This is a genomic window from Agrobacterium deltaense RV3 (assembly GCF_900013505.1).
Lineage (GTDB): Bacteria > Pseudomonadota > Alphaproteobacteria > Rhizobiales > Rhizobiaceae > Agrobacterium > Agrobacterium leguminum.
In genome coordinates this window covers 2,266,054-2,287,784 of the sequence record NZ_LT009745.1, presented here as the reverse complement: position 1 = coordinate 2,287,784, position 21,731 = coordinate 2,266,054, and the positions used below count along the sequence as shown (strand labels likewise).

Here is a 21,731-nt window from a genome sequence, read left to right as displayed (position 1 = left end):
GGTCAAGGAGGATAGATGCCGGGCAGGCCCGGCATCGCGCAAAGCGTCACCCAAAATTACGGATGAGATCGAGTCCCTTGTTCAGGAGCGTCTCGGCCTCGTCCTGATTGGCGGCTTCGACATAGCAGCGCATTTCGGGAGCGTTGCCGGAAGGGCGGAAATGGATGGTGCTGCCATCGGTGAGCGCGACGCGCAGGCCGTCGATGTCGCTCAGCGTCTTCACGGTGCCGACCGGTGCGAGGAAGGCCTCGAGATTGCTGCGCGAGGCGCGCAGATGCGTCATCAGGGCGGCGCTCTTTTCCTGCGCGAAATTTTCCAGACGGTCGGCGGCGGCGACCGGCAGGTTATAGGCGGCGGCGATCTGCGACAGCGGCTTTTTCTGTTCTGCCGAGAGAAGCAGCACGGCGAGAACCGGCAGGAAGCTGTCACGCGTCGGCAGCGGCGAAAGCGCCCGACCGTTAAGTGTGAAGGCAGAGGCCGTCAGCAGGCCGCCATTGGCCTCGAAGCCCATGACACCGTTCTTGCCGGCGGCGAGCGCCTCAGCCATTCCCGCGATCACGAAAGGGGAGCCGACTTTGGTGCGGACGACGTCGAACGAACCGCTTGCCTCGATGCCGGAATTGGAGGTGACGGGGGTGACGACCACGCCGGCGCCGAGGAAATTGGCGGTGATCAGGCCGATGAGGTCGCCGCGCAGCGGCACGCCGTTTTCATCGGTCAGCAGGGGACGGTCTCCGTCGCCATCGGCGGAAACGATGGCGTCGAGACCGTGCTCCGGCGACCATTTCTTGAGAAGGGCCAGCGTTTCCGGCGAGACCGCTTCGGTATCGACAGGGATGAAGGTTTCGGAGCGGCCGAGCGGAACGACATCCGCACCATAATGGGCAAGCACGTCGACAAAGAGATCGCGCGCCACCGTGCTGTGCTGGTAAACGCCGATCTTGAGGCCGGAGAGCGCTTTTTCCGGCAGCAGCGCGATGTTGCGCTCGTAGAAAAGTTCGGCTGCCGCGGCGGAATGGTCCTCTGCGGTCGCCGCCTCGTCGCTGATGCCTTCCGCTTCGATCTCGGCGGCAAGAGCGGCAATCGCCGTCTCGTCCTGCTTGTCGATTTCACCGTCCGGGCGGTAGAACTTGATGCCGTTGCGGTCGGCCGGGATATGCGAGCCGGTGATCATCAGCGCGCCGGCCTTCAGCGACAGGCCGTAAAGCGCCAGCGCGGGTGTCGGCACCGTGCCGCAATCGAACGGGGTCAGGCCGGCTTTTTTGAGCGCGGCGATGCAGGTGGCGGAAACATCCGGGCTCGAATCGCGGAAATCGCGGCCGACGAGAATGGGATCGCCCGCCTTTGCCTGGCCCGACGTGAGAAGGTGCCTCGCAAATGCCGTGGCATAAACGGCCGAGGCTTTTCCTTTCAGATCGACGGAGAGGCCGCGAAGGCCGCTCGTTCCAAATTTCAGGCTCATTCCAAACTCCGTTTCGATAAAATCTTTGAGGGTCAAATGGATAATGCAAAAATATAACGGTTGAAAGAACCGTATCGATCCATTCAAGTCAATCATCCCTTTCAACGCGGACGCGAATAGGTGATGATGGCGGGACTGATGCGGGTAACCTAAAATTCACCCGTCATATTTAAACTTGTCCGTCGATAGCGGCTCTGGCGACGATGGGAACCCTCTGTTGCCGGCCTTTTTGTGGTTCGTTCGAGTTGGATTGGCTGATGTACAGGCTTCAAAAGGCGGGACATAAGCAGGCACGTCCGCTCGATGAAAAAACGGCGCCTGCCGCGAGAACCCATGGTTCCCTGCTGGACGATCTGGTGGATGAGGACGAGGTTTTCGAGCGCACGGTGCTGAAGGAGCATCTGGAGCCGAAACCGGCGAAAACCGTCGCCGAGCCGGCTGCGGCCGAGACGCCGGTGAAGACGGCTTCGCCGAGCGGCAGTCTGGCGACTGCGCTGCCGGGCCTGAAACATATCGACAGGATCGGTGTGGATGACGTCATCCTCTGGCTTCGCAAAGGCATTGTCTGGATCGTGCTGGCAATCGTTCTCTGCGTCGCCGGCGCGCTGACCTATGCCTCCATGACGCCGCCGCGCTACAAGGCCTATACGGATATCGTCGTCAATCCCTCCAACCTGAATGTCGTCAATGACGGCGTGTTTTCACCCAACCAGCAGCGCGACACGCAAATCCTCGAGGTGGAAAGCAAGCTGCGCACCATCACCTCGCGCAACGTGCTGGCACGGGTGGTGGACGAGTTGAAGCTCGATCAGGACCCTGAATTCATCAGTCCACCGCCGCTCGCCCGGCTGAAGGCGATGTTCTCATCGAAACCGGAAGATGACGACAACCGGGTCGGTGCGCTTCGTTCGCTCGGCGATCGGGTGGCGGCGGAACGCGACCCGCGCTCCTTTGTCGTGACGCTTTCGGTCTGGACCAATGATGCCGAAAAATCGGTGACTGTCTCCAAGGCCATCGTGAAGGCTTTCGAAAGCGAGCTATTCCAGACAAACTCCGACAGCAGTCAACGCGTCGTTGACGATCTCAGGAGGCGGCTCGAGGAAATGCGCGAGAATGTGACCGCCGCCGAAAAGCGCGTGGCCGATTTTCGCCGTGAGAACGGCCTGCAGGAAAATAACGGCCAGCTCGTCAGCAATCTGGCTTCCGGTGAGCTGAACGCTCAGGTGCTTGCGACCCAGCAGCGCCTCATTCAGGAAGAATCGCGCCTCAAGCAGATGGAGGCGGCGATTGCGCAGAACCGCACCCAGAGCGACGCCATCTTCGACAGCCAGACGATGAATACCATCCGCGCGCAATACAGCACGCTGCAACAGCAGATCGGTGCGATGACGCTGACCTATGGCGCGCGCCATCCGCGTCTTGCGACCGCGGGTGCGGAGCGGGCGATGCTGGAACAGGGAATGGCGGATGAGGCGCGGCGTATCCTTCAAGCGGCAAAGATCAACGTCGCGGAGGCGCGCTCCTCACTCGATGCCCTGCGGCTGAAAGCGGTGGCGGAACGCGCCAATGTCTTTACCGACAATGAGGCGCAGGTGCGGCTGCGCGATCTCGATCGTGACGCCCGCTCGGCGGCGGCGATCTATGAGACTTATCTCACCCGCTCACGCCAGCTGGCCGAACAGCAGTCGATCGATTCCACCAATGTACGGGTGATTTCTCAGCCGGTTGCGCCCAATTCCAGAAGCTGGCCGCCGGGCAAGCTGACGTTCCTGATTGCCGGCGGCATGGGCGGCCTGTTCCTTGGTCTGGCAATTGCCGTGGCGCTCGGCCTCTGGGGTTATCTTCGCCGGGACGATCACGCGGATGTCGCGGCGCGGTAAGACAAGGCGGCTGCGCGTCGCCTTATTCTTCCGAAATCAGACCGTCATAAACCTCGAGCAGCGCGGCGGCGATGGCCGCGCCCAGTGCATTGCCGGCATCGCGAATGCCCGCTTCGTCACCGTCGCGAACCGAAATGGCAAGGTCGGACGCCTCGTTGGCGACGATTTCTTTCGCCCGTTCTATCGCCCAGAGGCCGAAATCGCCGCGATTGTCGATCGAGATTGTTTCCATGGCCGGAGCCCTTCCGTGGTTTGATTTCCGCGTCCCTTAACCCATCGGCTGGAAAACCGGAATAGGCGGAAAATGTGGCGCACAACCTTCAGGCGTGTAAAATGGCTGCCGCATACGGGGATTTATAAAAATATTAATGATAGTTCTTCGTAGTGTTTGAAGCCTTATACCCTAAGCATAAGCGTGAATATAACAATGAAACGATGCCTATCTTGGACACCGGACAGATTATGACAGGGAGAGAGATGCCGGGTGCGGAGGGGACTGGCCAGGTCTGGCCGGTTATTCCGCTTGCGGCGTTACCCATTACCGACGCGACCATCGACGAAACCGCGCGGGATTTCATCCTGCGCGCGACGACGGCGCGTGCGGCCGGTGCAAAACCGTTTTATTCGACATCGGCAAACGGTCAGGTCATCGCGCTCTGCCATCACGACCGGGAATTCGACGCCATGCTGCGGCAGGCGGACCAGATTCATGCGGACGGCATGTCGCTGGTGATCTTCTCCCGCAAATTCTGCCCGAAGGCATTGAGAGAGCGGGTTGCGACCACGGATCTCGTTCATGCGGTTGCGAAGCGCGCCGAAGAGACCGGTAGCCGTTTCTATTTCCTCGGCGGTTCCGAAGAGGTGAACCGCGCGGCGGTCGAGGAAATGCAGAGGCTTTATCCGCGCCTCGTATTTGCGGGGCGGCGCAACGGTTATTTCAGCCGGGCCGAGGAAGAGGCGATCCTAGCCGATATCGCGGCATCCGGGACGGATATTCTCTGGGTCGGCTTCGGCATACCGCTGGAGCAGCGTTTCGTCTCGCGTAATCTGGACAGGCTTTCCGGCATCGCCGTAATCAAGACCTGCGGCGGCCTTTTCGATTTCCTCGCCGGCAAGAACAGCCGGGCGCCGCAATGGATGCAGGATATGGGGCTGGAATGGCTCTACCGGGCCATGCTCGAGCCGAAGCGGCTCGGAAAACGTTACCTGCTGACCAATCCTATCGCCATATATTCGCTGCTGAAGTATCGCTTCGGAGCTTCGGGACAAGGTCGCTAGATCATCGCGACAAGCTGCTGCTACGCAAAGAATAAACCGCGCGTGCGCCTCCCGCCCGACAATATAAGATTTTCCTAACTTATTGAATGGATGCGCTGCGTCGCTGAAATCCGTTGCAACTGCGAACATCTGCGCTACAGTGCATCAATATTACAAATTTATTCGAATCATAGATTTATTGAGGCCACCAATGGTGATTACGTCCATTTCTCTTTTCATATATGGAATTGGCACCGTTACCTCTCTCGCCATGACCTATATCGAAGGCGCCCGCCGCGGCAAGGACTGGGATTTTTATCGCGTGACCGGCATTGTCCTTTGTTTCTTCTGGCCGGTGCTCGTGCCGCTCCTCGTCCTCGCGACGGCCTTGTCGTCGTTCGGTTTCCAGAAACGGTTCACGAATACGATCTCGCTCGGCAGGCAAAAAACCCTTGGCTGAGCCGAAGCTATCCCGCTTCAGCTCTTCTTCGCCGGCGCCTTGTAGGGCGTGAGCGTAATGCCGAGGCTTGCCATCACGCGGCCGATGGACATCAGCGGCGGATGCGTGGCTGGCAGCAGGGTTCCGGTTTTCACGAAGGCGGAAACGGCGCGGACAAGAGACAGGCACAGGCTGAGGGCGTTTTTGGCGGCAAGCAGCAGCCCGCCTTTCAGGCCGGGGCGTCGGGCACGGTCGATGCTGTAATTGATGATGCCGGTTCGGAGCGAGCGCTCCATGATCCAGCGCGGCGCCATGCGGTTTTCCGGCACATATTCGATGATGAGCGCTTGTGCATTCCAGGCGAATTTGAAACCGGCCTTGCGGCAGCGGGTGAAGAAATCCATGTCGCCTCCGCCGAGGAAATTGAAGCGCACGTCGAATTCCGGTTTCGCCAGCGTCTCGAAAACCCGCCGTGAGATCAGGCAGTTGCCCGATCCGTGGATTTGCTCGACGGGGCCGGTCGGCGCTTCGATGGAGCCGAACAGCGGATGCGAGAGAACCGCCTTCGAAGCCGGTGCGTCGAATTCCCGGTTGACCGGTCCGCCGACGATATCGACGCCGAAGGATTTCGCCGCCGAAACCATTTCGGCAAGCCAGACGGGGGAGGCGGCCTCGTCGTCATCGATCATCAGGAACCACTCAGCCGAAGCATAGCTTTGCCGGGCGGTGCGGAAGGCCGTGTTGATGGCGTAACAATTGCCTTGCGTCGGTTCGACCAATGCCTCGCCGGCCATGCCGCTTTCGGCGAAAAAGGCGCGCGCGACCGCAAGGCCCGCCTGGCCCGCGCCGTCATTATCGACCACGACGATGGCGAAGGGAAAATCGACCTTCTGGGCTGCGAGTGACCGAAGCGTCTTTTTCAGGCCTTCCGGCCGGCGGAAACTCGGAATGCACACCACCGCTTCCGGCATGATCTCGGACATGGAAACTCCTAAATTCCGGCAAGCGCTGCGGCGGAAAAAACGACGGCCCTGAGGCTCTGGCGCGGGCGGTTGAGGAAGGTATCGGCAAGCGCCGAAAAGGCCTCGCGGTAGCGGCGGGCGCGGAAGGCCTGCGCCACGGTATAGGCATTCATGTGGTTTTCGGACCGGCGGCGAAGCCGTCGCAGCTCCGGCGGCGAAACGGCAGCGACGATGGCCGGGTCGGAAAACACGGCCTCGATTGCCGGTTCGCAATCCCGGAAGGTCAAAAGCCGGTTCATCATCACGCTCGTTCTGTGCACGCGGTAATCCAGCACATGGCAGCCGGGCAGGTAAACGAAACGGCCGGCGGCGGCCAGCCTGCACCAGCCATACCAGTCTTCGGCATAACGCAAAGTCTCGTCGAAACCGCCGAATTCCTGAAAGATGCGGGTCCTGACCAGCATGATGCCGCCATTGACGATGAAGTTGCCGCCGAGCAGCGGCTGGAGAATGAAACCATCGGGTTTTTCCCGGCGGCGAATGAGATTGCGCCGGCCGATCTTGACGCCGTTTTCATCGATCCGCTCGTAATCGCCATAAACGGCGACGACATCCGGCCCGGAAATGCCGGCGCAAAGGGCTGCGATGGCGCCCGGTTTCAGGCGATCGTCGGCGTCGAGAAACATCGTCCATTCGCCGCGCGCCTGCGACAGGCCGAAATTGCGCACGGCGGAAACGCCCTGCCTTCCCTGTGGCCGGGCAAGCAATTTGACGCGAGGGTCGGAAAAACCTTCCACCTTTTGTGCTGTGGTGTCGGTGGAGCCGTCATCGACCACCAGCACTTCGCCGATGGTCTCGCCCTGCAGCAACACGCTTTCGATCGCTTCCACGATGTAACGCTCGCCATTGCGAACGGGAATGACAATCGAAACGGAAACCAAGACTTCAAACTCCATGCGGCGTGGGCCAAGAATTCGCACAGCGAAGTTACTACCGCATTAAGCGGGTCTGGCCAATTATGACGTGGTATAACGTCGGTTAACCTTGCAAATCTTTAATATCCTTTTCCTATGATCGGAATGTTATGTTTTGGGAATAAAGGTTGCGGAGGCGGGTACATGCGGATCGGGCGGCGGAATTTTATGGGCGGTGCGGCAAGCGCTGGCCTGCTGCATGCCGTGGCCGGCTCGGCCTTTGCCGCGCAGAAGAAAGCGGCGAGCAAAACCGCCCCTTACGGCGCGGCCGTTTACCTGCCGGATCTCACGGCCGATAGCCGCATCGGCGAGGCGGTGGTGAAATATTGCTCGCGCATTACCCCCGTTACCGAAATGAAATGGGAGGTCCTGCGGCCTTCGGCGGAGGTGTTCGATTTCGCCGCCGCCGATGCAATCGCCAATTTTGCCCGTCAGCACAAGCTTTCCATGCACGGCCATCCGCTGATCTGGTATGCCTCTAACGCGCCCTGGCTTGCGAGCATCGGCGGCGGCGTGAAGGTCGAGAAGCTGATGGAGACCCATATCGTCACGGTGATGGAGCGTTATAAGGACGTGATCCATAGCTGGGACGTGGTCAATGAGCCGATCCCCGACGTGCCGGGCAATGTGCGCGCGCGGCGCGATGCCTGGTATTACGGCGCCGGGCCGGACGCCATCAAGAAGGCTTTCGAGATCGCCCATGCGGTCGATCCGAAAGCGCAGCTCGTGCTCAACGAATATGATGTGGAATTTGCCGCCGAGAAATCGCCGGCCAAACGCGCCGCCTTCCGTAATCTCATTCTCGAACTGCTGGAGAAGGGCGCGCCGATCAACGCCGTCGGCCTGCAGGGGCATTTGCGCGGCGGCTGGCCGATCGCCAAGGACGAGCTTGCCGCCTTCACGGCGGAAATGCGCAGTTACGGTCTTGCCGTTCTGGTGACGGAGCTGGATGTGATGGACCAGACGCTGCCCGCACCGGAAGCCGAACGCGATATGCTGATCAACGGCCAGGTCCGCGAGTTTCTGGAGGCGGCTTCCGCGGGCGGCGCACTTTCCTCCATCACCACATGGGGCATCTCGGATCAATATAGCTGGATCCGCTGGGCCTATCCGCGCCGGGACGGCACCGCCAACCGGCCGCTGCCGCTGGACTGGAGTTTCAACGAAAAACCCATGATGGCCATCATCAATGAATTCCGGAACCGTGGTGCATGACTATGAATGCTGAAATGCCGCTTCCTCCCGTGCAAAAGGCGCTGCAAATCAACCTGCACCCCTTCGATGCCCCGCATGCGGCCCTGACCCTGCCGCATCAGCTTAGGGTCTGGGGAGGACAGGTGGACCGCATTCTGCTGACCGTCGATACGGGCCAGGTCGGAGCCGGCCGCTACAAGGGGAACGGTTTCGATGCGGCGCGCCAGCGTCTCTTCGACATGCTGGAGGAAATGCAGACCAATTATCCGCATCTCTCCGTGGATATCGTCGATTACAGCGATGCGGCGCGCAGCGCCGTGACGGAAACCTTCTTTCCCCGCTCGCCGATCCCCTATCCCGCCAAGGCTTTCGATGGCGGGCCTTTCCATGTCTATTTCTACGGGCTGAAACGCGCCAATGCCCGTTATGTGCTGCATATGGACAGCGACATGATGTTCGGCGGCGGCAGCCAGAGCTGGTTCGGCGAGGCCATCGCGCTTCAGAAGGCCAATCCGGATGCGCTGTGCATCACGCCCTTTTCCGGGCCGCCGACGGTGCGCGGCGATCTGGATATTTCCCGCCATGTCGGCATGCCCGGCGTAAAGAATATTCCTGCGCCGCGCAAGCTGCCGTCGCGCATTCCCACCTGGCGTTTCGCCACCGTTTCCACCCGGCTTTTCATGATCGACATGGAACGTTTTGCGAAACGCATCGGTTCGCTGGAACTCCTCAAGCCAGATGTCAAACGGCGCATCCGCTCCTATGCCTATAACCAGCAGCCTGTCTCGATGCCCGCCGAGGAGGTGCTGAGCACGAACATGATGCGCACGGGTGTTTATCGCCTCGATTTTCTCGGCACGGGCAAGGGCATGTATTCACTGCATCCGCCCTATCGTTCGCCGGAATTTTATGCGGCGCTGGCCTCCATCGTCGAGCGCATCGAAAAGGGCGATATTCCCGAAGGCCAGCTCGGCGATTTCGACATCAACGGATCGATGGTGGACTGGACCAGCGCGCTGGCGGCCAAGACGCGCTCTAAACGTTATGCGAAAGCGCTGCGCCATCTCATCTCGGCCAATGTCGGGCGGTTCAGCAAGGCTTGAGGGTTTCGATCCGTCTTCCGTCGTGAGGCGGGGCGGGGGCTCAATAGTCGGTGATGAGCTTGCTCCAGCTCTCCGAGCACAGTCCGCCAATATAGATATCGCCGGCCAGCGCCCTTTCCCGCAGGGCGTCATCGCGCGTCGCCATGCAGAAATAGCCGTCATGGCGGAAGCTCATGTGGTTCTGGCGGTAAAGCGCGTTGATGAGAAAGGGCTGTGCCATGCCGGTGACATGGGCATAGTTCTCGTCATCGAAATGGCGGAACAGGGTGTTGAGGACATCGTTTTCGCAACCGGCATCGCAGACGAGATTGAGCACATAGGCCGTTCTGCCCCGCTGGCCGAAAAACAGCGCAGCGCCCATGGCATGGCCTTCGGCATTCTCGATCACCACGCCCTTCAGTTCGCCGAGACTCTCATTGGTCCTGCTCATCTCGATCAGCCAGTGGAATTCCTCATGAGACCATTCCGGGCGGATGGAAAAACGCTCGATCATCGCGAGCGCCCTGCGGCGGAAGGTTTCGTAATCCACGGTTCTCACCGTAGCGCCGGCGGCCTCCTGCGGTCTCAGACCCTTTTTCCACCGCCGCAGAATTCCATCCACAAATCCGAGCGCGGCGAGCGCCAGCGTGGTCTTTGCCAGTTTCGAACGGCGCGGCATGCGCAGCGCGATGGTGCAGAAGGGCTTGAGCGCCTTGTGCCATTGCAGGCTTTCAATCGGCAGCATGTTGCCGCCGGTCGCCACCCAGTGGTCGGCGCTGACGGGTGAAGCCGTATCCGAGAACAACATGTCGTGTTTGGAGGCGCGCATGCCCCGGGACAGACGCGCCGCGCCGAGTGCGCCGCGTTTCCCGTCCGATGCGAAGGCGCAGAGCAGCCGTGCGGTAATGGTTTTTCCATTCGCAACGAAGCGCATGGGCACGGCGAGAATGACGCTGGTGACCCCGTTCTCCCCGGCATCGTAGACAACGCTGCCGTTTTCCGGGCTGAAGGCGGGGCTGCCGAAAAACAGTTTTTCGATATAGGAGCCGAAATCGAAGTTCCGCTCCTGCCCGGTTTTCCTGAAAGCGCTGTTGAGCACGGCCTCGACAGCCGGAACGTCTTCCCTGCGCATGGGGCGGATGCCGGACACACCGATTTGAACCGGGCGTTGTGTCAAGTGACCGCTATCGCCATCGTCCATATGGGTGTGTATCGGAACGTCCACCGTCGGCCCCCACCTTTTTACGCATTGACGAAATCAACCATAGGCAGCGTATATTTGAATGTATTAATATAGATATAAAACCCGCAATCCGGTGGAATCGAAAGTATCGGATTTGAAATAAATCATATTAATATCAATATATTGATCTGCATCAACCGCATCGGTTGAGGTTAACAAAATACGCTCAAGCAAGCAACCTTTGGATGAAATACGGATAAATTTTTATAGGCGATTTTTTGGGGTTTGGCGTCTACGGGCTCCGATTTCCCGAGGAAAAGCGCACGATCGCGGTACTATTTCCCCGTGCATCATGAATAACTAAAAAATAGGATTTGCGCGGGATATTAGTATTATCGAATATGCGAAGCACGAGTTTCAATGCGGGTGGCTTCAGGAAAGAGGGAGAGAAAAACCCCTTATGGATGCAGCGCATGGCGAACAGGGGCGTGGCTACTGGCGGGACGTGTTGTTTTACGTGACGTTCCTGTTTTTCACGGTCGGCTTTTCGCCCTATATCTCGCTCTCATCGACCTATCAGGGCTCCGCCATGGCGGCCGGGTCCAACCTGCTCAACCAGTTGACCGCGATCATCCTGTTTTTCAGTTTCCTGGCCTTCATGGCGAAGGAGCGGTCGTTTTCCATCCTCTTCATGCCGCGCCTGCTGATGGCGGCGATTTTCGGCTGGTTTGTCCTGACCTCGCTTGCGGGCGAAGCGCCGCTATTTTCGCTCAGGCGGCTGGTCATGTCCGCCATCATCTGTGTGCTTGCCGGCGGCTTCCTGCAATTGCCGCGCACCGAGCGGCATTTCACGACGCTGCTTGCCACATGCGCCCTGATCATATTGTTCCTGTGCTATTTCGGAATCACCGTGCTGCCCTCGCGCTCGATCCATCAGGCCAGCGATGCGCTGGAGCCGCTGCTGGCGGGGGACTGGCGCGGGGTTTTCCGCCATAAGAACGAGGCCGCCTCGGTCATGGCGGTGTTGATTATCGTCGGTATTTATCTCTGCAAGCGCTGGTCCTTCATCGGCGGGCTGTCGGTGCTGTTGCTGTCGCTGGTCTTTCTGGTCAAGTCGGGCGGCAAGACCGCGCTCGGGCTGATGCCGATCATCATTGCGGCAGGCTGGTTCATCCTGCGCTGGCCGCGCTGGCGTTATACGGTCGTGACCCTGTTTCTGGCGGTTTTTGCGCTGGTGACCGTCGGCACCACGGTCGATCCCGTCTTTTCGCAGATGCTGACGAAGCTGGGGCTCGACGCCAGCTTTACCGGCAGACGGGATATCTGGACCGTCGCCATCGATTACATCCGTCAAAGCCCGCTTCTGGGATACGGCTATCAGGCCTTCTGGCGCAGCGATGCCCTGATGTCGAGTTTCACCGAGAACAATACCTGGGCGACGACCGCGCCGGATTCGCACAATGGTTATTTCGACCTTCTGCTGGCGGGTGGCGTGCCGGGTCTGGTGCTGGTGATGGTGTGGATTTATCTCCTGCCGCTGCACTATCTCGGCAAAATGAACGAGGCCACGCGCAACAGTCCGCTGACGCGGCTTTATGTCGGCGTATGGCTTTATGTGTTGCTCTACGGCTTTCTGGAAACGCTGTTTTTCCTCAGTACCGGGTTCGTCTGGTTCTTCCTCATCGTCGCCGTGATGGGTCTGCACCTTCAGGCCAATGCCAGCCTCGTGGAGGACGAGGCGGACCGAGAACCGGAGAGAGCCGTGGGTGGAGCGGGCATCGTCCCGACACCGCTACAAGGACAGGTTTCGCCTGTCGTTCGCTCCAGATGATATTTTGAAATGATTTTTCGTTGCAAATATGTAAAAGAGCCGATTGTTGCGCGCGTCTGCGGCTATTTTCGCTAAACATGCGCGGCTCAAGTCTTTGTTATTGTGCACGTCGCACCGCGAAACCCCGGCTATTGGCGCGGCGGCACTCAAAAAACGGATCGGCTAGGTTAATCGATGGCAGATACAGGCGCCTGCGCGCTCGAAGCGGATGACATCCACAAGAGCTTCGGCACGCATGAAGTTTTGAAGGGCGTTTCCTTGCAGGCCCACAAGGGCGATGTCATCTCGATCATCGGGTCCTCCGGTTCCGGCAAAAGCACCTTTCTGCGCTGCATGAATTTTCTCGAAACGCCGGATCGCGGCCGCGTCATCGTCAATGGCGAGGAAATCGCCACGAAAACCGGCCGCGACGGCAAGGCCGTGCCGAAAAGCTGGCGGCAGGTGGAAAAACTGCGCACCGGTCTTGGCATGGTGTTCCAGAATTTCAATCTCTGGGCCCATCGCACCGTTCTGGAAAACGTCATCGAGGCGCCCGTTCATGTTCTCGGCGTCAGGCGGCAGGAGGCGGTTGAAAAGGCCGAAGCCCTGCTGAACAAGGTCGGGCTTTATGACAAGAAAAACGCCTATCCGGCATTCCTGTCCGGCGGGCAGCAGCAACGTGCCGCCATTGCGCGCGCGCTCTGCATGGAGCCGGCGGTGATGCTGTTCGACGAACCCACTTCGGCGCTCGATCCCGAACTGGTGGGCGAGGTTCTGAAGGTCATTCGCGATCTGGCCGAGGAAGGCCGCACCATGCTGCTCGTCACCCACGAAATGCGCTTTGCGCGCGATGTATCCTCGCAGGTCGTGTTTTTGCATCAGGGCCGGGTGGAGGAGGCGGGGCCGCCGGCGCAGGTGTTCGGAAACCCCTTGAGCGCCCGCTGCCGGGAATTTACCGGCGCGCTCACCAATTGACCCTTTTGCCTGACAGTCCGTATTTAACAGGAGAGACTTGAATGAAATTTTTCGCCACGCTGCTTGCCGGAACGGCATTTGCGTTTTCCGCCTTCACCGCCAGCGCCGACGTGCGCTTCGGCATCATGAACGAGGCCTATCCGCCCTTCTTCGCCAAGGATGCGAGCGGCAAGTGGCAGGGCTGGGAAATCGACCTCATGGACGCCGTCTGCGCGGAAATGAAGGAAAAATGCTCGATCGTGGAACTGTCGTGGGATGGGCTGATCCCGGCTCTCCAAACCAAGAAATTCGACGTCATCTGGTCGTCCATGTCGAACACGGAAGAGCGCCAGAAGGTGATCGATTTCACCGACAAATATTACAACACGCCGAGCAAGCTGATTGGCGCCAAGGGCGAAAAGCCCGGTGCAGCGGCGGAAGACGTCAAGGGCAAGACCATCGGCATTCAGGTGGCCACCATCCAGTCCGAATATTACAAGAAATATTTCGCCGGTGTCGCCGATGAGAAGACCTACCAGACGCTGGACGAGGCGTTCCAGGATCTGGCCGCCGGCCGTATCGACTATGTCTTTGGCGACTCGCTGGTTCTCGATGCCTTCGTGAAGAGCGATGCCGGCAAGGATTGCTGCGCCGACATGGGCAACGTGGCCGACGACAAGCAAATCCTCGGTCTCGGCGTTTCCGGCGGCCTGCGCAAGGACGATACAGAACTGAAGACCAAGCTGAACGCCGCCCTCGCCGCCGTCCGCGCCAGCGGGAAATATGACGAGATCACCAAGAAGTATTTCAGCTTCGACATCTACGGCAGCAAGCCCTGATCGGTCATATCAATGGCAAGCCTTGAAACCACGTTGCAACTTCTGTCTCCCTATCCTCCGGGATGGGGCGGCACCCTGTTGAAGGGTGCGGCATCGACGCTTGCCATTTCCGCCGGCGCCTATCTGATCGGCCTTGCCATCGGCATGGCCGGGGCGCTCGGCAAGCTTTCGGGCAACAGGCCGCTGGGCCTGCTGCTCAACCTCTATACCACCGCGATCCGCGCCGTTCCCGAGCTGATCCTCATCGTCGGGCTTTATTATGCCGGGACTGACGGTCTCAACCGGCTGCTGCTGCTGGCCGGCATGCCGCCGCTGGAGGTGAACGGTTTCGTCGCCGCCGTTGCGGTTCTGGGTTTCGTGCAGGGGGCCTATATGACCGAGGTGCTGCGCGGGGCGATCCTTGCCATTCCGAGCGGGCAGATCGAGGCGGCGCGCGCCTTCGGCATGTCGCCGGCCTTACGTTTCCGCCGGGTGGTCTTGCCGGCGCTTTTGCCGAACGCCTTGCCGGGTCTTGGCAATCTCTGGCTTGCGGTGACCAAGGACAGCGCTTTGGTGGCGGTCGTCGGTTATCAGGAACTGGCGCTCGCGACGCGGCTGGCCGGGGCCAGCACCAAGCAATATTTCCTGTTCTTCCTTGCCGCCGCCCTGCTTTACCTTGCCATCACGCTCGTTTCGAACCTCGTTTTTTCGCTGATCGAGCGCCGCGTGCGGCGCGGCCAGCCGGCCCTGGCCTGAGGAGGGGACGGCATGGATTTTTCATGGGTCGCGAAATATTGGCCGCTGCTTCTTTCGGGTGCATGGCAGACGGTGGCGCTGCTCGCCATCTCCGTCAGCATCGGTTTTCTCCTTGCCATCGGGCTTGCCTTTGCGCAGGTGAGCGGCGGGCGGATGACGAAAATCCTGGCGCGGGCCTATTGCACCTTCTTCCGGGGCACGCCGTTGCTCATCCAGCTCTGGCTGCTTTATTACGGCGTTGGCTCGCTTCTGCCGATGATCCCCGGCCTGCGCCAAAGCTTCATGTGGCCGGTGCTGCGCGAAGGGTTCTTCTTTGCGGCCGTGAGCTTCACGCTGAATTATGCGGCCTATGAGGCGGAAGTTCTGCGCGGCGCGCTGCTGGCGGTGCCGAAAGGTGAGCTGGAGGCGGGCAGGGCTTTCGGCATGGGCCGTTTCACCCTCATTCGCCGCATCTGGCTGCCGCGCGCCATCCGCATCGCGCTGCCGACGATTGCCGGCGAGGTGGTGATGCAGCTTAAAGCCACGCCGCTTGCTTTCACCGTGACGGTGATGGACCTCTACGCCGTCGCCTACAAGGTGCGGCAGGATACGCTTCTGGTCTATGAGCCGCTGATCGTCGTCACCGTCTTCTATCTCATTCTCACCGCCATCATCGCCCGCTGTTTCGGCCTTGTCGAACAGCAGGTGCCGGTCAGGCGATAAACATTCAGGGAGTATGACCATGAGCACAATCCGTATCCTCGACGGCGGCATGAGCCGCGAATTGCAGCGGCTCGGCGCCGAACTGAAACAGCCGGAATGGTCGGCGCTGGCGCTGATCGACGCGCCCGATATCGTGCGGCAGGTGCATGCGGAATTCATCGAGGCCGGCGCCGATGTCGTCACCACCAATTCTTATGCGCTGGTGCCCTTCCACATCGGCGAAGAGCGTTTCCAGGACGATGGCGCATCGCTGATCGCCCTTTCTGGCAAGCTGGCGCGCGAAGCGGCGGATGCTTCCGGCCGCAAGGTGCTGGTGGCGGGTTCGCTGCCGCCGATTTTCGGTTCCTATGAGCCGCAGAATTTCGATGCCACGCGGGTGCAGGCCTATCTGAAGGTGCTGGTCGACAATCTTGCGCCCCATGTCGATGTCTGGCTCGGTGAGACGCTCAGCCTGATCGCCGAGGGCGACGCGGTGCGCGAGGCCGTTGCCGCAACCGGCAAACCGTTCTGGATTTCCTTCACGCTCAACGACGATGCGGCTGCGGCCGGCGGCGAGCCCGCGCTTCGCTCCGGTGAAACGGTAAGGGCGGCCGCCGAATGGGCGGCGCAATCGGGTGCCGCCGCGCTTCTGTTCAATTGCAGCAAGCCGGAAGTCATGAAGGCCGCCGTGGAGACGGCCGCCGCCGTCTTCGCGGACAAGGCTGTGTCGCTGGAAATCGGCGTCTACGCCAATGCCTTCGAAGGCGAGCAGGGCGATTCCGCCGCAAATGAAGGGCTGCATGGCACGCGCGCCGATCTGCCCGGCGATGTCTATTCCCGTTTTGCCTGCTCCTGGGCGGATGCGGGCGCGACCATGATCGGCGGCTGCTGCGGCATTGGTGCGGCGCATATCCACACGGTTGCGACAGCGCTGCGGCGCGCGGCGGCCTGACGCGAGCGCTTCCAACGCCACTATCGGAAATGCATGCGGCAGGCTGAAAAGCCTGCCGTTTTTTTGTTCCGTGCGCGCTCGAAACAGCATGCGGCATAAAGGAATTTTAAAGTTTTTAAGTATAATTGTTATTATATAAAGTAAATTTGAACATTATAAAGTACTGTTCTCCATTTTTTTCCGGTCGCGGTCAGTCGTTTCCCGGTTTTGCGGGCAGGTGCATGATGCAGGCTGCGACATGGCTGATGATCCGGCTGACGGGGCCTTGATGATGTAGGCTTTCGACGTGCAATGTCATTTTTGCCGAACACCTCCGGCACGGGAAAGGAGCGGCGTCAATTTCAGGAGTTTCCCGTGTCGTTTCTTCAAAACGCCAGTATCCGCACCAAAATCCTGTCGCTCATTCTTCCGCTCTGCATCGTCGGCCTTGGCGCCGCCGCCTTCATGTCCACCCGCTACAAGGAAGCGGACACGGCCTACTCGCTCTTTATCGCCAACGACAACGCCGCTCTGGTGGAGCTTGCGCGTGCCAACCGAAATCTGGTTGCCCTGGCCTATGGCGCCTATCAGGTCATGGCGTACGACGTGAACGGGCCGGAGATAAAGGCCGCCAAGCAGGCCTACAGTGACAGCAAGGGCGCGCTCCTCCAGCGCCTCAATAATGTGAAGACTGTTTTTCCCGAAGAGTCCGCCGCCATGGACGCCTTCATCGCGCAGTCGCAGGCCATAACCGCCATGACGGATAAGGCTGTCGAACTTGGTATGGCAAACCGTAATGACGAATCCGCTGCCCAGTTGCTCAAGGCGGACGCCTCCATTCACGCGACTTCGGTTGCCATGACGGCGCTGCTGGACAAGCTTGCCAAGGGCGTCGTCCAGGGAAGCGACGAACTGACGGACCAGACCAATTCGACCATCTTCACCTCCCTGTTGGTTGTCGGCGTCGCTTTTGCGGTCGGCATCATTCTGGCGCTGTTCGTGGCGTCCCGCGGCATCACAACCCCTATCGCCCGCCTGCGCGAGCGGATGGTGTCGCTTGCCGGCGGCGAGACGGCGACGGAAATCGACGGCATGACGCGCCGCGACGAAGTGGGCCAGATGGCGAAGGCCGTGCAGGTCTTCCGTGAAAACGCCATCGAGCGCATTCGTCTCGAGCAGGAAACCGAAGCCAATCGCAGCCTCTCGGAGAAAGACCGGATGGAGCGCGAGCAGCAGAAGGCAAGGGAAGCGGCCGACGTCAAGTTCGCCGTCGACAATCTCGCAGCCGGTCTCTCGAAGCTTTCTGAAGGCGATGTTTCCTATCGCATCGGCCAGCCGTTCACCGCCACGCTCGACGCTGTTCGTAACGATTTCAACATGTCCGCCGAAAAGCTGCAGGCGGCCCTGACCAAGGTGGCCCAGAACGCCAGCGGCATCGGCGCGGGCGCGGACGAGATCAAATCTGCCGCCGACGATTTGGCCAAGCGCACCGAACAGCAGGCCGCTGCCGTGGAAGAAACCGCCGCCGCTCTGGAGGAGATCACCACGACGGTGCACGATTCCACCCGTCGTGCGCAGGAGGCGGGCGAGATCGTCAGCCGCGCCAAGGCGGGCGCCGAGCAATCCGGCGAGGTGGTGCGCCGCGCCGTGGTCGCCATGGAGCAGATTGCGAAATCCGCCAATGAGATCAGCAACATCATCGGCGTCATCGATGAGATCGCCTTCCAGACCAATCTTCTGGCGCTGAATGCCGGCGTGGAAGCCGCGCGTGCGGGTGAGGCCGGCAAGGGTTTTGCCGTCGTCGCGCAGGAAGTGCGTGAGCTTGCCCAGCGCTCCGCCCATGCCGCCAAGGAGATCAAGGCGCTGATCAACACCTCGAACGATCAGGTGCAGCAGGGCGTTCAGCTGGTGGGCGACACCGGCAAGGCGCTGGCGACCATCGTTTCGGAAGTGCAGGAAATCAACCGGCACGTCGTCTCCATCGTGGAGGCCGCGCAGGAACAGTCTTCCGGACTGCAGCAGATCAATACGGCGGTCAACCAGATGGATCAGGACACGCAGAAAAATGCGGCCATGGTGGAAGAAACCAATGCCGCAAGCCACAGCCTCGCAAAGGAAGTGGCGTCGCTCAACCAGCTGCTCTCCCAGTTCCGGCTCGCCGACGGCGCGTATCAGCAGAAAAGCCAGCCAGCACCAGTTCGCAGCGCCGGTGGCAGCGACAAATATGTCGCCTCTCCCGTCCGCGCGCTGGGCCGCAAGATCGCCTCGGCGTTTTCGGGCAATGCCGCCGTCGATACAAAAGGCGACTGGCAGGAGTTCTGAGCGGCGATCCGTTTCCAATATGCGTTTCGGCGGGGAGGCATCCCCGCCGGCGTTCAACGACGATGTGGCTTGATCGAAAGCCGTTCTGGCAAAATCGATGTCCACCGTGCGAAACGCAACATCTTCGCGACGGCTGGATCATCCGCATCGGCAACCATCGCCATGCGGTTCCCCCAAGCACCGGTTCACGCGCGAAAACATCCATCTGATGAAATCTTCACTGCCCGACCGGCGGGCGCTTACGGGCCGCTGGGGCCCTTTTCCTTCTTCGCCTGATCGTGATGCCACTTGATGGCGAAGAACATGCCCGTGCCCAACACGATAATCTTGAACGGAAAGAAGACCAAGGGGAACAAATCTACCCAATCCCATTCCATCATCCGAGTATTTCCAGTCTGTTACTTGATACAATCTATCGAGGACAGGGCTACCTCAAAACGGCTGCTTCAACAACGCCAATTCATGCACTCGGGCAGGGGCCTTTTGACGCAGTCCCAGCCGGATCGTTTCATCCAGGGCTCTTAAAGCTTACCCTCGATGTGTTCCTGTGATTGTTTCAGGGGTAGTAAGAAACGCTGAAGACCCTGAGAAATGGCGCACCCGACATGCGTTTCGGGCGTGTATTGCGCTCATCAAGAAACCGATAATATCCTAGTTATTTCAAACGGTTATCGCCTGTCCGGTCTCTGGTCGGTTTTGCTAGTGTGGACTTTATGCGGCTCCAAATGTGGACCGCACGTCAAGCATAGATCGACGGCGAGATTAGATCAATCTCCACCATTGAAACCATTTATCGTATATTGAAGCGACGACGCACTAAATGGCGTCTAGGTAAACATTTGCAGGAGAGGTCATGGGGGAAGCGTCAGACGCCTATAAGCTGGCAACGGAAGCAGGACGGGAGGCAACAAAGCAGCTTCTTGTGGTCACTGGTGGGATGCTTGCGGGTTATCTCGCCTTCACAGGAAGGGAAGGAACAAAGGACATTCTTGATCCTTTATGGGCGCGTTTTGTCATCACGACACTGTTTGCAAGCCTATTCCTTGGAACTTTGTCGCTTGCCTTCACGTATCTGATGCACGCCGCCCGATCACGCTTCATCCAGCAAGGAAATCCGCAGGACCAATATGCTGAACGGCGTTGGGAGCGAATTTCAGTCTGGTCCACCATCTTATCATTTCTGGCGCTGTTGCTTGCCATCTTGACGGTAGTCGTGACTGCGTATTGCTAGCGCGGACCCGGTTTCAAACTGACCGAAATTTCCGAGGCATCGACCTCGACAGGTGAGGAAGCGCATGGCCCCCCGTGGCCCCTTCCGGCTCCCAGTCCGTTGCCCGCACGGTGCCCCGCTCGGGTCCTTGCCTGTCCCAGTCCAGCGGCTCCACCTTCATTCTACTTCCGCGCCATGCCAGCCGCCTAGTCGTGTCCACTAAGGTAAACATTGGTGCACATAGCTGTTGACATGTGCATTATTCGTGCACTAAGTCGTGTTCACGAAACATCATAGAGGATAGTGCACATGAACGCCAAAGCAGGGACCATTGTCGGGTACGCACGGGTTAGCTCGACAGGGCAGGACTATCAGACACAGATTGACAGGCTGACCGCAGCAGGGGCCACCAAGATATTCAGCGAGAAGCAATCCGGTCTCGATGATGACCGGCCAGAGCTTGCCAAGTGCCTCGACTATGTACGGGAAGGCGACACGCTCATTGTCACCAAGCTGGACCGTCTGGCCCGTTCGGCCTCTCACCTCCACCAGATAGTGGACCGTCTCAATGCCCTTGGGGCGGGCTTCAAGGTGCTGGACGATACCAGCCTCGACACCACGACACGCACCGGGAAACTGGTGTTCGGTATCCTTGCCAGCATTGCCCAGTTTGAGACCGAGCTTCGGAAGGAGCGTCAGCTTGAAGGCATTGCCAAGGCGAAGGCCAAGGCGGAGAAGGCCGGTGAGAAGTGGATCACTGGACGCCCTGTGTCGCTCAACCACGATGAAATCAGGAAGCTCCGCGCCGATGGGTTGTCTGTAAGGCAGATTGCCAAGGAAGTAGGTTGCTCATCGTCAGCCGTACAGAAGGTACTCAAGGCGACATAAACGGCCACAGTGGGTCACAGAAGCGATCTGACGGGCTTTAGGCATGTCGGCACCGGACAAGCCGGAAAGCCACTCCACGACTCTCTATGAGTCAGACAGCGCCACAGGCGTCCCCTGACGTTTCCCTGTTCGATTTCAAAGGCCACCAGATCAGGGTGGTGACGATTGGAGAAGAGCCGTGGTTTTTCGCATCCAATGTCTGCCGCGTACTCGGCCTGAGCAACACGACGCTTGCCGTCCGTCCGCTAGGTGAGGACGAGAAGTGCACCCTTAATCGGATTAAGGTTGGGCTTCCGGGCGGCGCTCCGATCAACGCAATCTCCGAAAGCGGCCTCTACAAGCTCGTCCTCCGCAGCGACAAGCCCGAAGCCAAGCCATTCCAAGACTGGGTGACGAAGGAAGTCCTCCCGGCGATCAGGAAGGATGGGGGGATGACCCGGACCTTTGATTACAGCCTCATTAAGAGAGTTCTCCTCTCCGTCCTCCCGGATCACATATTAATGTGGAACATGGGATCATGTGGAACATTAGTTATATGGGAAGGGGGATGAACGTTTTCCTGTAGTGGTGATTGAAGTGGATAGCTGCTCCGTAGTCATTCCTCTTTATCTCCAGAGTCGAAGACTCCACCTCATCCACCGATAGCATCACCTATAGTCCCACGTACGGGATACCTATCGTGTTTAGATACGGGATTGCCGGGGACGTGGCACTCCACCTGCTTTTTCAACCTGCATAAACCTCTTTGTGAGTCCCCGTGATTCACCCGCTATCTGTATTCGATCCTTTCCAGTGGCGAGGCGATGTCCAGTCATCTGACGATCAAGGCGGGGGCTTACATGGCGGTCTATGCTGTCCGCCAACGTGACCTCGATTGGAAGTCTGGGGTTCGCTGTTGTTGCGACTTAGGGGTCCGTACAGTTTTCCT

At 59.5% G+C, this 21,731-nt stretch carries 21 protein-coding genes; 15 read left to right on the top strand and 6 right to left on the bottom strand.

Annotated elements, in window-relative coordinates; translation table 11 throughout:
• Positions 1-46 precede the first annotated feature (46 nt).
• Complete coding sequence (gene uppO / locus AGR7B_RS11550) at positions 47-1,462, bottom strand: polysaccharide biosynthesis phosphomannomutase UppO (RefSeq protein ID WP_065655103.1); 1,416 nt, start codon at positions 1,460-1,462, stop codon at positions 47-49.
• Positions 1,463-1,719: 257 nt separating this feature from the next.
• On the opposite strand from uppO, the gene uppM reads away from it, so the two are divergent.
• Positions 1,720-3,342, top strand: coding sequence for a polysaccharide biosynthesis protein UppM (gene uppM, locus AGR7B_RS11540; RefSeq protein WP_161987845.1), 1,623 nt, complete (start codon positions 1,720-1,722; stop codon positions 3,340-3,342).
• Positions 3,343-3,364: 22 nt separating this feature from the next.
• On the opposite strand, the gene AGR7B_RS25875 is transcribed toward uppM, so the two are convergent.
• Positions 3,365-3,574, bottom strand: a complete 210-nt coding sequence (locus AGR7B_RS25875) for a hypothetical protein (protein ID WP_003509414.1) — start codon at positions 3,572-3,574, stop codon at positions 3,365-3,367.
• A 245-nt stretch (positions 3,575-3,819) separates the two neighbouring features.
• Between AGR7B_RS25875 and uppL the strand changes: the two genes are divergently transcribed.
• A complete protein-coding gene (gene uppL / locus AGR7B_RS11530; RefSeq protein WP_080856696.1) occupies positions 3,820-4,620 on the top strand; it encodes a polysaccharide biosynthesis UDP-hexose transferase UppL in 801 nt (266 codons plus the stop codon).
• Between the two features lie 190 nt (positions 4,621-4,810).
• Positions 4,811-5,059: a hypothetical protein gene (locus tag AGR7B_RS11525; RefSeq protein ID WP_065655100.1), complete on the top strand. Its 249-nt coding sequence runs from the start codon at positions 4,811-4,813 to the stop codon at positions 5,057-5,059.
• A 17-nt stretch (positions 5,060-5,076) separates the two neighbouring features.
• On the opposite strand, the gene uppJ is transcribed toward AGR7B_RS11525, so the two are convergent.
• Both uppJ and uppH read right to left on the bottom strand, forming a co-directional pair.
• Positions 5,077-6,021 carry a polysaccharide biosynthesis UDP-hexose transferase UppJ gene (gene uppJ, locus AGR7B_RS11520; RefSeq protein WP_080856695.1) on the bottom strand — a complete coding sequence of 315 codons (945 nt, stop codon included), beginning with the start codon at positions 6,019-6,021 and terminating at the stop codon, positions 5,077-5,079.
• A gap of 8 nt (positions 6,022-6,029) precedes the next feature.
• Positions 6,030-6,941: a polysaccharide biosynthesis endo-1,4-beta-xylanase UppH gene (gene uppH / locus AGR7B_RS11515; protein WP_233283546.1), complete on the bottom strand. Its 912-nt coding sequence runs from the start codon at positions 6,939-6,941 to the stop codon at positions 6,030-6,032.
• Positions 6,942-7,118: 177 nt separating this feature from the next.
• Here uppH and uppI point away from each other — a divergent pair, with 177 nt between their 5' ends.
• Entirely contained in the window at positions 7,119-8,189 is a 1,071-nt protein-coding gene (gene uppI, locus AGR7B_RS11510) for a polysaccharide biosynthesis UDP-hexose transferase UppI (protein WP_080856694.1), read from the top strand.
• Between the two features lie 2 nt (positions 8,190-8,191).
• Positions 8,192-9,271 (top strand): polysaccharide biosynthesis glycosyltransferase UppG, encoded by a 1,080-nt coding sequence (gene uppG, locus AGR7B_RS11505; protein WP_065655097.1) that lies wholly within the window; start codon positions 8,192-8,194, stop codon positions 9,269-9,271.
• Between the two features lie 40 nt (positions 9,272-9,311).
• Here the strand turns inward: uppG and AGR7B_RS11500 are convergent, their stop codons facing one another.
• Positions 9,312-10,382 (bottom strand): GNAT family N-acetyltransferase, encoded by a 1,071-nt coding sequence (locus tag AGR7B_RS11500; protein WP_161987865.1) that lies wholly within the window; start codon positions 10,380-10,382, stop codon positions 9,312-9,314.
• A 511-nt stretch (positions 10,383-10,893) separates the two neighbouring features.
• Between AGR7B_RS11500 and uppW the strand changes: the two genes are divergently transcribed.
• From uppW to AGR7B_RS11465, 7 genes are all read left to right on the top strand, one after another.
• Positions 10,894-12,264, top strand: coding sequence for a Wzy-type polysaccharide biosynthesis protein UppW (uppW, locus tag AGR7B_RS11495; protein ID WP_080856692.1), 1,371 nt, complete (start codon positions 10,894-10,896; stop codon positions 12,262-12,264).
• A gap of 174 nt (positions 12,265-12,438) precedes the next feature.
• Positions 12,439-13,218 (top strand): ABC transporter ATP-binding protein, encoded by a 780-nt coding sequence (locus AGR7B_RS11490; RefSeq protein ID WP_065655095.1) that lies wholly within the window; start codon positions 12,439-12,441, stop codon positions 13,216-13,218.
• A 41-nt stretch (positions 13,219-13,259) separates the two neighbouring features.
• On the top strand, positions 13,260-14,036 hold the full coding sequence (locus AGR7B_RS11485) for a transporter substrate-binding domain-containing protein (RefSeq protein WP_065655094.1): 777 nt from the start codon (positions 13,260-13,262) through the stop codon (positions 14,034-14,036).
• Positions 14,037-14,048: 12 nt separating this feature from the next.
• Positions 14,049-14,771: an ABC transporter permease gene (locus AGR7B_RS11480; protein ID WP_078051708.1), complete on the top strand. Its 723-nt coding sequence runs from the start codon at positions 14,049-14,051 to the stop codon at positions 14,769-14,771.
• Between the two features lie 12 nt (positions 14,772-14,783).
• A complete protein-coding gene (locus AGR7B_RS11475; protein ID WP_059754423.1) occupies positions 14,784-15,473 on the top strand; it encodes an ABC transporter permease in 690 nt (229 codons plus the stop codon).
• 19 nt (positions 15,474-15,492) lie between these two features.
• Complete coding sequence (locus AGR7B_RS11470) at positions 15,493-16,404, top strand: homocysteine S-methyltransferase family protein (protein WP_080857074.1); 912 nt, start codon at positions 15,493-15,495, stop codon at positions 16,402-16,404.
• A gap of 354 nt (positions 16,405-16,758) precedes the next feature.
• Positions 16,759-18,705 carry a methyl-accepting chemotaxis protein gene (locus AGR7B_RS11465; RefSeq protein WP_080857073.1) on the top strand — a complete coding sequence of 649 codons (1,947 nt, stop codon included), beginning with the start codon at positions 16,759-16,761 and terminating at the stop codon, positions 18,703-18,705.
• Between the two features lie 239 nt (positions 18,706-18,944).
• On the opposite strand, the gene AGR7B_RS25515 is transcribed toward AGR7B_RS11465, so the two are convergent.
• Positions 18,945-19,085, bottom strand: a complete 141-nt coding sequence (locus tag AGR7B_RS25515) for a hypothetical protein (RefSeq protein WP_104679577.1) — start codon at positions 19,083-19,085, stop codon at positions 18,945-18,947.
• 473 nt (positions 19,086-19,558) lie between these two features.
• On the opposite strand from AGR7B_RS25515, the gene AGR7B_RS11460 reads away from it, so the two are divergent.
• From AGR7B_RS11460 to AGR7B_RS11450, 3 genes are all read left to right on the top strand, one after another.
• On the top strand, positions 19,559-19,936 hold the full coding sequence (locus AGR7B_RS11460) for a hypothetical protein (RefSeq protein WP_080856691.1): 378 nt from the start codon (positions 19,559-19,561) through the stop codon (positions 19,934-19,936).
• A 288-nt stretch (positions 19,937-20,224) separates the two neighbouring features.
• Entirely contained in the window at positions 20,225-20,803 is a 579-nt protein-coding gene (locus AGR7B_RS11455; RefSeq protein WP_080856690.1) for a recombinase family protein, read from the top strand.
• A gap of 86 nt (positions 20,804-20,889) precedes the next feature.
• The gene (locus AGR7B_RS11450) at positions 20,890-21,354 is read left to right on the top strand and encodes a BRO-N domain-containing protein (protein WP_080856689.1); all 465 of its coding nucleotides are present in this window, start codon (positions 20,890-20,892) and stop codon (positions 21,352-21,354) included.
• The last annotated feature ends 377 nt before the right edge of the window (positions 21,355-21,731 follow it).